Annotated in this window: 7 protein-coding genes; 3 read left to right on the forward strand and 4 right to left on the reverse strand. The window is 64.8% G+C overall.

The features are described from left to right. Window positions 1-62 precede the first annotated feature (62 nt). The 3 genes from QP415_RS06530 to QP415_RS06540 all read left to right on the forward strand — a co-directional run bounded on the left by QP415_RS06530 (window position 63) and on the right by QP415_RS06540 (window position 5282). The gene (locus QP415_RS06530) at window positions 63-2537 is read left to right on the forward strand and encodes a transglutaminase-like domain-containing protein (RefSeq protein ID WP_306559579.1); all 2475 of its coding nucleotides are present in this window, start codon (window positions 63-65) and stop codon (window positions 2535-2537) included. Continuing rightward, a complete protein-coding gene (locus QP415_RS06535; RefSeq protein WP_285099475.1) occupies window positions 2537-4045 on the forward strand; it encodes a serine/threonine-protein kinase in 1509 nt (502 codons plus the stop codon). The genes QP415_RS06530 and QP415_RS06535 overlap by 1 nt, the downstream gene beginning before the upstream one ends. A gap of 109 nt (window positions 4046-4154) precedes the next feature. Then, the gene (locus tag QP415_RS06540; protein ID WP_285099476.1) at window positions 4155-5282 is read left to right on the forward strand and encodes a S8 family peptidase; all 1128 of its coding nucleotides are present in this window, start codon (window positions 4155-4157) and stop codon (window positions 5280-5282) included. A 120-nt stretch (window positions 5283-5402) separates the two neighbouring features. Here QP415_RS06540 and QP415_RS06545 read toward each other — a convergent pair whose 3' ends face one another. The 4 genes from QP415_RS06545 to QP415_RS06560 are packed head-to-tail and all read right to left on the reverse strand — an operon-like array spanning window position 5403 to window position 10053. After that, on the reverse strand, window positions 5403-6635 hold the full coding sequence (locus tag QP415_RS06545; RefSeq protein ID WP_048675477.1) for a S8 family peptidase: 1233 nt from the start codon (window positions 6633-6635) through the stop codon (window positions 5403-5405). 4 nt (window positions 6636-6639) lie between these two features. Continuing rightward, on the reverse strand, window positions 6640-7869 hold the full coding sequence (locus QP415_RS06550; RefSeq protein ID WP_285099477.1) for a S8 family serine peptidase: 1230 nt from the start codon (window positions 7867-7869) through the stop codon (window positions 6640-6642). Next, window positions 7848-9464, reverse strand: a complete 1617-nt coding sequence (locus QP415_RS06555) for a hypothetical protein (protein ID WP_285099478.1) — start codon at window positions 9462-9464, stop codon at window positions 7848-7850. The genes QP415_RS06550 and QP415_RS06555 overlap by 22 nt, the downstream gene beginning before the upstream one ends. Before the next feature lie 52 nt (window positions 9465-9516). Next, a complete protein-coding gene (locus tag QP415_RS06560; protein WP_048677072.1) occupies window positions 9517-10053 on the reverse strand; it encodes a hypothetical protein in 537 nt (178 codons plus the stop codon). Window positions 10054-10172: the final 119 nt, after the last annotated feature.

A 10172-nucleotide genomic window follows, 5' to 3' on the forward strand; every position in this document is an offset into this window, starting at 1 on the left:
GTCCCGTTGCCCATCAGGCCCCGCCGCGTCGTTCGCGTCGTTCGGATACGTCCGAGACGACGATGGGCGCTTCGATGCGTCGCGCGGCGATGCCCGCGTGGTCGCTACTGGTCCTCGGTGTCCTTTTCGTGGGCCCGGTCGTCATGTTCGAGTCCGTCTTCGGTGGGGGACAGGGCGCGATCGCTGCGGGCGTCGGCGTCCTCGTCGGCTTGCTCGTGTCGTGGGCGGCGTCGAAGTGGCGCTGGGACCTGCTCTCGATTGTGGCCTCCGTCGTCGCGGCTCACTTCCTGTTTGGCGGCGCCGCTGCCCTGCGCGAGACGACCCGGTGGGGCGTGGTGCCCACGTCTCGTACCCTCCAGACCCTCGTCATCGGCGCGGTCGAGGCCTGGAAGGATCTGTTGACGCTGACCCCGCCCGCGGCCTCGTACGTGGGGCCGGCGATGGTGCCGTGGATGGCGTGCCTCGTGTGCTCGGTCGCGGCGGGCGTCGTGACGGTGCGTTACGGGCGCCCGATGTGGGGCTCGGTGGCCCTCATCCTGTGCGGCGTCATCGCGATCGTGTGGGGGCCGACGGGCCACACCCCCAACCTCGCGCTCGTCATTGTCTGGTGGGTGGCCCTCATCGCCTGGTGGTCGTGGGCCTCGGCGATTGGCCGGGCTCGCTCGGGAACGGACATCGTTATCGGCATGTCGTCGTCCACGACTTCGGCGTCGACGACGATGGGCGGGTCCTCGCGCCAGGTCGTGCACGTGTGGTGGCGCGTGGGCATGGGTGCGCTGATGGTGGGCGTGATGGTCGCCGCGGCGATCCCCGCTGCGTCCCTGCTGGGTCCCACGGCCTCGGACCGTATCGTGGGCCGCGACGTCGTGGAACCGCCCGTGGATGCGCGCGAGTACCCCTCGCCGCTGTCGAGCTACCGCCACTACAACAAGGACCTTGAGGACTCCTCCCTGATCCATGTGTCCAATCTGCCCAAGGAGGCGCGTGTGCGCCTGGGCGCGATGGACGTGTACGACGGGACAACCTTCGGCATGAGCGTGGCCAACACGGATGGGACGGCGGGCTACCGCCGCGTCGGCTCGACGATCCCGGGCCGTAGCGCGGACGATGCCGAGCTTGAGACGAATGTGTCGACCTCGCAGCTGCTGGGTCCGTGGGTGCCCACGATCGGCCAGGTGCACGTTCTGCGTTTCGATGAGGGTGATCCGAATGCGGCGGCGCAGCAGAAGGGCCTGAACTACGACCTGTGGGCGGAGACGGCGCTGACGACTGGTCCGGCGGGGGAGATGGGCTACACGATGAGCCTGTCGATGCCGCGCGAGCATGCGGATTCGGAGTACGCGAGCGTCGAGGCAACCCGCTACGCCGGGGGCGACACGAATGTCCCCAAGGACGTCGATACTCTGGCCGCGGAGCATACGACAACCGCGCGTTCGGACCTGGAGAAGGCCCGCGCGATTGAGAACTTCTTGCACACGGACGGCTACTACTCGAACGACGACACGATCAACTCGCGTCCGGGTTCCTCCCAGGATCGTATTCAGCGCATGATCGGCGCGGACATGCTGGTGGGTGACGACGAGCAGTACGCGACCCTGATGGCGCTCATGCTGCACTCGCAGGGGATTAACGCGCGCGTCGTCATGGGTGCATACCGCGAGGGGACGTCGGGCAACGTGGACCTCACGGGCGCAGACATGCACGCGTGGGTCGAGGTCGAGTTCCCCGGTGTCGGTTGGGCGACGTTCGACCCGACGCCGCCGCGCGACCAGCAGCCCACGACGCAGGTGAATAAGCCGAAGTCGGTGCCCAAGCCGCAGGTTTTGCAGCCGCCGGAGCCCCCGGAGCAGCCGGTTGAGTTGCCTCCGGCCACCCGCGACCAGGCGACCGACCCGCACGACCCGAACGGCTTGCACATCCCGTGGATGGCGATCGGCACGGTGTCCCTGTCGCTGCTTATCCTGCTGGGTCCGATTGTGTTGGTGCTCCTGGCAAAGTCTCGCCGACGTAAGAGTCGCCGCAAGGCGGCCGCCGCGGAGGCTGTGCGCGGCTCGTGGGATGAGCTCGTGGATACGGCGATCGACTCCGGCCTCGTGGTGGAGCCGCACCTGACGCGCCAGGAGGTCGCGTGGGCGTTGGCCTCGCAGTGGGCGCCCGAGACTCCTGAGGGTGGCGAGGCCCCCTCGCGCAAGTCCCGCAAGTCCGGTAAACGGTCGGCGGCTGACGTGCGTGTGCCCGGCTGGTCTCTGTTCTCCGGCGCGGTGCCTCGCGTTGTCACGGTTGCGCGCCGCGCGGACGTCGCGGACTTCGCGCTCACCGGTGCGCGTTCGCAGGACGCCGAGCAGGCGTGGGAGGACGTGGATGAGCTGCGCCGCGAGTGGGCGTCGTCGGTGTCGGTGTTCGCGCGCGTGCGCCACGCCCTGTCGCTGAAGTCATTGCGCTGGCGTCGACGCGCGAGCCGCCAGGCGGCCGCCGCATCCGGGGCGAAGCGTCGCTCGCTGATGGGGCGTATGGGTCGTAGGAAAGGGAAACGTTGATGGATAGCGACGCTCGCGTCGGGATGGTCCCGGTGCTGCCGGGATACCAGTGGATCCGGCCTCTGGGGTCGGGTGGTTTCGCGGACGTGTTCCTGTGCCGCCAGGAGCTGCCCAGCCGAGAGGTGGCCGTGAAGGTTGCCCGTCGAGATCGCGGGGCGGACGGCGAGGCCGGGATCGCCCGCGAGGCGGACGTGATGGCTCTCGTGTCGGGTCACCCGGCTGTCGCCCAGCTCTACGGGGCGGGCCGCACGCCGGATGGTCGCCCGTACCTGGTGATGGAGTATTGCCCCGTTGCGAACATCCTCGATCAGGTGCGCGCGAACCCGATGGCGACGGACCGGGCGCTGTCCATGATCATCCGCATGTGCGGTGGCGCGGAGATGCTGCACCGCGCGGGCTACGTCCATCGCGACATTAAGCCCAGCAACATCATGATCAATGCCTACGGGTCGCCGGTGCTGACGGACTTTGGTGTTTCGGAGCCGGTGGGGACGGATCCGCGCGCGGGCCGCGACGGCTTCTCGGTCATGTGGGCGCCCCCGGAGCAGATCGCGGGCACGGCTCGCGCTCACCCGACGCAGGATGTGTGGGCGTTGGGCGCGACCCTGTGGACGCTGCTGATGGGCCGTTCGCCCTTCGAGGTCGTCGACGGGGATAACTCTGCCAAGACGGTCGCCCAGCGTGTGGCTCGCGGCCGCGTGTCGCGCATTGACCGCCCGGGCGTACCCGACGCGGTGACGGCGATTGTTCGCCGCGCGATGAGCCTGGATCCTGAGCAGCGTTTCGGGTCGGCGGCGGCGCTCGGTTACGCGTTGCAGACGATCGAGCGCGAGATGCACCGCCCTGTCACGGAGATGAAGCTGAGCGTGGTCGCCTCCTCGAGCGCGCCCTCCTCGGCCCTGTCGTCCCCTTCCCCGGCCGCCCTGGACGCGGAGCGTACGCGCACCCGCCGCGGGAGTTTCGCGGATGGTGCCAACGCCTCGTTGAACGAGGCATGGGCCGGGAATTCGACGACGAACCGTACCGGGTTGGTCGAGGGTGAATCGAAGCGCCCCGCGTGGGTGCTCCCGGTGCTCGCGCTCGTGATGGTGCTGGCGACGGCCGGCCTGGTCGTCGCGATGCTGACCGGCGGCGGACACAGCATTCACGTGGGCGGCTCCTCCGATCCGACTGCGGGGCCGACGGCGAGCGAGTCGCCGGACGGCGGCAGCGTGAACGACGCGGGTGGTGCCCCGCCCGCCCCCGTCGCCGAGGTCAGAGCGACCCCGAAGGGCACGGAGATTCTGTGGAACTGGGACATTCCCCAGCAGGGACAGAACAAGGCCGACCAGTTCGTCTTCAAGTACGTGCTGGAACGCCCGGGTGAGGCCGTGGTCGCTGAGACCATGCGCCGTAACTCCCTGACGACGACGGCCGTGAGCGGCGAGAACTGCCTGACGGTGAGCGTCGTCGCCGAGGCGAGCGGCCGTGAGTCTGCACCCGTCACCCAGTGCGTGACGATGCCGTAGCACGCGGACAGATAGTCGAAAGGACACAGAGTTGGGACACACGAGGGCACGCTTGTGGCGTCGTTGCGCAGGTGCAGGAGTAGCGGCGGCGCTCGCGGTGGGAGCGTTGGTGCTTCCCGCGGCGCCGGCCTCGGCGGATACAACGATTACCGCCGGGGACCAGCCCTTCTACTCCCACTACAACCTGGCGTCGATCCGATCGGCGGGGTACACGGGCGATGGCGTCACGATCGCGCTGATTGACGGACCCGTGAACTCGGGGATTCCGGAGCTTCAGGGTGCGCACATCGAGTCCTATGCCCCGTGTTCGGTGGGATCGCAGGATAAGTATTGGGACCATGGGACGGTGATCGCGCAGATCCTGGTGTCCCCGCAGTTCGGCATGGCTCCCGGCGCGCGATTAAGAGCGTATACGTTGTCCTTCATGGGCGATACGACCGGGTCGGATTGCGCGCTGGGGAACTGGGACCGCGGGTATTCTGACCTGTCGCTCCTCATCGAGACAGCGCTCAACGATGGTGTCGACGTGATCACGACCTCGTCGAGTTACCCGGGGTACACCGAGGACATGCGGTGGGCTCTCGCCCGGGCGATCACGCAGCAGGTCCCGGTCGTGGCCTGCGCGGGGAACGATTCGGTTCAGAATTCGACGGAGTGGCTGCCTGCGTGGAGCGGCGTCGTGGGTGTGGCCGCGATCGAGACGAACGGGCACGCCTCCGATTACACGAATTGGGGGGATCCGATTTCGACTGCTGCCCTGGGGCGTCCGATTGCTCGCTCCGGTGTGTCATTGCAGCGCGGCGAATGGTGGGGGACCTCGTTTGCGACCCCGGTCGTCGCGGGCGCTCTGGCGTTGTCGATGGAGCGGTGGCCGCGTGCGACGGGCAATCAGATCATGCAGGGCCTGGCGCGCACGGGTGTGGGCGGTAATGGCGGGCAGTGGAACCCGTACACGGGTTTCGGGGCGCTGGATACGTATGCGCTACTGACGACGAATCCGAAGGACTTCCCGGATGAGAACCCCTTCATGGACAAGGGGGAGGACTCGGTTCCGAGCCGCCGGGACGTCGCCGACTACGCCGATGGCGTCGTGGACCCGAGGAAGCTCCACAACGATCACTCGTACTCCTACCGGGGAGTGGACGAGCGCTTGGCGTTCAGCGACCAGCATGATTCTCCCGTGAACCTGGGGACGAGCCCGCGCTATCACAAGAGGACGAACGGCAAGAAAAAGTAGCCTGCCGACGACGAGCCCCTGCAGCCCACGGTCGTGTGGGTGCAGGGGCTCTCGTGTGTCCGATTCCGGGCGCTCGCGCATCAGGCTGAACGAGGCCGGGGCTCGGGCGTGGGGGTGTGGCTACTTCCGGTGGTATGCGGGGCTGGTGCCCAGGTGCGGTGTCTGGGCCAGGAAATCCGCGTGGATGTAGATGTCGTCCGTTCCTCGGTACACGTACGTGTCATCGTATTTGCCCAGCGGAGCGTCAGCACGCCCGTCCCCGTAGTCGCGAATCATCTCAGCGGTGGGGTATGCGTCGTCGGCCTTTTGGCTCACGGGATTCTCATCAGGATACTGAGAGGGGTCCGTATTGATGAGTGCACCGGGGTTGACGGCTCCGTAGCCCGTGCGGTTGTTCCACGCATGTTGGGGGTTTGAACCGGTGTGTATGAGCAGCTGCAGGAGCTGATTCGATGTTGCGTCCGGCCATTTTTGACGTGCCAGCGCAAGAGATGCTGCGACGATGGGTGTTGCAATAGAGGTGCCGCTTGTATCTCTGATCTGTCCCGTATCATAGTCACGGGCTTTGATAGGACCTCCGAACGCGGCAGTGGTGACGCTGTCGCCGAAGGAGGAATAGTCTAATGCGAATGACCCATCCAGATTGATGGCGGAGACACCCACCGTGCCGTTGCGGCTGGCGTAGCTCGCGCCATCGTTATCAGTCGACGTATTGCCCATGCCGGTCACAACGATAATGCCCTGGTTGATAGCGCGGCTGAGCGCTGCATTCAATATTGGTTCGAATTTAGCGTCAATCTGTCCCGCCGCGATGGAGATCGTGATGATCTGTGCTCCGTCGTTAATTGCAAAGTTGATCAGCGCCCCCAACTCATCGAGTGCAGTGCCAGTCTCGGGGTTACAGTCTGCGGAGCGCTGCTGATCTCGGAAAGTGGTTTGGTAGGAGTACAACGTTGCGTCAGGTAGGAATCCGTAATTTTTGGAAACCAGCAGGGAGGCGATTGCCGTCCCGTGTGTCTTCGATTTGTTGTCGCTATTTACCGTGCAGCGGCTCTTGTCGGTGATGTTGGCGCCAGCCAGTTCGGGTGCGCTGGTGTCTACCGGCCCATCGATCATCGCGATGGTCACGCCCTTACCCGTATAGCCCTTGGCACGCGCCTGATCGAGCTTGTAATACGAGAAATAGTCCTGGGTCGTAATCGTGTCATCGGCATGTGCGGGGGCCGGTGCCGCGAGCAGTGCTCCCACGCATAGGGCGAGGGCGCTAGCAGCGGTCGTTAGGGCGCGCGCGGCGCGCCCCGCTCTCCCCACGAAAGCGAGAGGAGAACGGGGCGTGGCTGGCGTGCGTGTCATGGGGTTACTTCCGGTGGTATGCGGGGCTGGTGCCCAGGTGTACCGGTGATTTGATGAGGGGGTTTGAGATGGGGCCCTCAGCCGTGCCACGGTACGTGTAGGCATCGCCCATGCGGCTGGTGCTGGGGTCGATGAGGCCGTCGCCGTACTGTTGTACTTCCTCAACGGTGGGTGAGGACCCTCCCTGCTTTTGTGCGATGGGGTTCTCGTTGGGGTACTGCGAGGGATCGGTGTTCACCAGATCGCCGAGGCTGATCGCCCCGTAACCGGTCTTATCGTTCCACTGCTTATCGGGGTTCAGAGCCGTCTTGACCATAAGCTGGAGCAGCTGGTTGGCGGTGGCGTCAGGCCACTTCTGGCGTGCCAATGCCATCAATCCGGATGCGATTGCCGTCGAGACAGAGGTGCCCTTGGTCGTGTCGACCTTGCCGGTGTCAAATGCGCGAACGTTGACCGGGCCGCCCACTGCTGTGACTGTGACGCCTCGGCCCCACGAGGAGTAGTCGGAGGCGTAGCCGCCTTCGTTGTTTATTGCGGCGACGCCCACGACACCCGACCACCAGCTCAGGTGCGAGTCGTTTTCATCTTGCCCCGTGTTGCCAGTGGAGGCCATGATGATGACGCCTTCGCTCATGGCGCGGGCGATCGCCCACTTCAGTTCGTCGCTGTGGTCATAGGAGCTCTGGGAGATCGAAATGATTTGCGCGCCGTCATCAATGGCCTGGTTAATGAGGATCGCGAAAGAATCCTGGATTTTACCGCCATCAGCGCACGTACCCAGGTCGTCATCGTTGGAGGACGTCTGGTAGGTGTACAAGGTGGCGTCCGGGGCGACTCCATACTTTTGCGAGACGATGAGGGCAGCCATGTGGTTCGCATGGTACTTGCCTGCCTCGGACGACTTGATCGTGCAGCGGCTCTTGTCGGTGATGTTGGCGCCAGCCAGTTCAGGGTCGCTGAGCTCGACGGGACCGTCAATGAGGGCGATGGTCACGCCCTTACCCGTGTAGCCTTTTGCGTGCGCGGAGTCAAGATAGTAGTAGGAGACGTATTCCTGCGACGTGATCTCGTCGGCGTGCGCCGGGGCTGGCGCGAGGGCAAGGGCGCCGACGGCCAGGGCGAGGGCGCTTGCGGCTGTGGTGAGGGCGCGCGTGGCGCGCCCCGCCACGCCCGCGAACATGCGGGGGTGGCGGGGCGCAGGCTTGTGAGTGGTTACCACTGGCGTAGGTCCCATCCGTCGTCTTCCCGCTTGACGGGAGTAATCGTGCGGTCCGTCCCATAGGTCTGAGACAAGGGATTGACGTAACCGGCGGGCAGATCGTCCTCATCATCATCCACCGTGAAAGCCACGTACTTACGCTTGCGGCCCTTCTTATCATCCTTGCCCATGCCAGCACCCGCGCCAGCGCCGCCCATGAAGCCGCCACCAGCACCAGCACCACCACGACCGGCAGCACCCGCGGCACCAGCCGCGCCACCACCGCCTGCGCCGGTCGTGCCAGTCACACCAGAGGTGCCCGCACCGGCCGCGCCATTAGCACCGGCCACGGACGCGGGGGGAGTGTAGGAACCAAAACCCGAGCCTGAGTAGGTGCCTACGCGCAGGTTCGAAGCACCCATGGCGCCCGCCGAACCCGTCGTGCCGGTAATGCCGCGCAGACCGGCCGCACCCATGCCACCAGCAGAACCAGACGCTCCGCCAAAGCCCGAACCCATGCGGGCCGCGCCGCGCATACCCAGCGCGCCCGCGCCCAGCACGCCAGCGCCACCCAGGCGACCAGCAGCCGCCGCTTCAGAGGCTCCGCCGCCGTTGAGGCGCCACAGCGGATGCTGTGCGTCCGCGGGGGGTGCGGGGGTGTGTCCGCCCACGATGCCGTTGCGATACGTCGTACCGTTGACGCGCGTGTGGAGCAGGTCGGTGTCCATGAGGTCCTGCGGGTCAGTGATCGGGTTCGTGCGCGATCCCAGCTCGCCGTAGGGCAGCTCCTGCCGGGGGACGGCACCGGAAGCGATCACGCGGTTACGCGCCGCAGCCGCGTCGGCCTCGCTCCACCACGGCTTATCAAAGCCACCCGGATAACCCTCACCATTACGACCAGCTTCGCGACCAAAACCATTCTCCGGCGAGTAGCCACCGCCGCCTCCGTGACCACCGCCGCTACGGCCGCCGCCGCCACCGCCACCGGGACGCCAACCGCCGCCGCCACCGCCACCGCCACCGGTAGTGTCGGTTTTGCTGACTTCTTCGTCTACGCCCTTCGGGTCCATTGCGGACAGAGGATCATAATTCTCCATTACGTTCGAAACTTCGGACGTCCTGTCGTTTACGGTGGAGAGGATGCGGGCACAAGCTTCTTCACGTTGGATGTTCGCCTGGGCCTCGACAGCGTCAACGTAGGCGGAACCGGTGGTGACACGCACCGGACCAACGGAGAAACCGCCGCTGGGAACGCTGGCCGGGACGAAAACAACCGGGTTGTATCGCATCGCTGCCGTGGACGCATCAAGGAGCTCATCTTTGATCGATTGGCCTTCTGCGTACGCTTCAGCCATGGCGCTGCGCCCAGCCTCGTAGGCTTCATAGCCGCGAGTGTACTGGTCGCGGTAGCCGTTGATACGACGGATGGAACTATTTACCCAATTGTCCATTGCCTTTCCGGCTTTACCCGTGAAACCGTGGCTATCACGGTACTGCTTGAGGCGCTCGATGGCCTGTTCGAAGCCTTTTTCGACCTCTTCGTGGTCAGCCTTCCACGCTGACAGCTCTTCGTTAGCCTTCGCGTATTGCAAGAAAACCTTGAGTTTTTCGTAGTTTGGTGAGTCAACCATTGGCTTTATCTCCTTGGAGAGTGGAAGTTATAGACGTTATAGCTGGTGGGGATCAGGAAGGCTTCTGGGTCTGATTACCAGAGGGAGCTCCGTTGTTGTAGTCCTTGCTGTAGTCCCTGTCCGTTGCGCCAATGGCGGACTGATCCATCTCGGAAGAGATTTCCATTTGTGGAGTCGTCGCCTGACGCTGGTCAGTCTCGATCTTGTATTTGTCTTTCTGAAGCTCTTCGGTGAGTGCACGTGCCTCGTCTGAACGTGAAACAGACTTCAGGGCTGCGGCAACTTGCGCAAAGGAATATTCTGCATCCCACTCTGCCTGCTTAGCTGCTTCCATTGCGTGCTCGGTTTCCACGATGAAGCGTGCAATCAGGGCATTTTCTTTAGCGAGGACGTCAGCGACGCCTGTAAATAGCTTGACAGAGCTCGAGCGCACAGCTGCAGGGCCGCTTTCATCACCCCACACGTCGTGCTTCTGGGCATCACTGAGTGCACTGGTGTGCGTGCGGGACTGGTCGACGGCGTTCTGTCCATCGCGCACGTGAGGGATAGCCGCGCGCTGGGTTTCGTCGTTATACGCCTGATCTACCACAGTGTTCTCCTTGCGTTGATGGGTTGTTGTGAGGCGCTGGCTTGCGCCGGTTGCTTACTTGCCGACTCTGAAGCGGCGGACGAGGGGTTGGTCGGTGACTTCGGGGTTGTCGATCTTGA

Source organism: Pauljensenia sp. UMB3104, assembly GCF_030217285.1.
In the GTDB taxonomy this organism is placed as follows: domain Bacteria; phylum Actinomycetota; class Actinomycetes; order Actinomycetales; family Actinomycetaceae; genus Pauljensenia.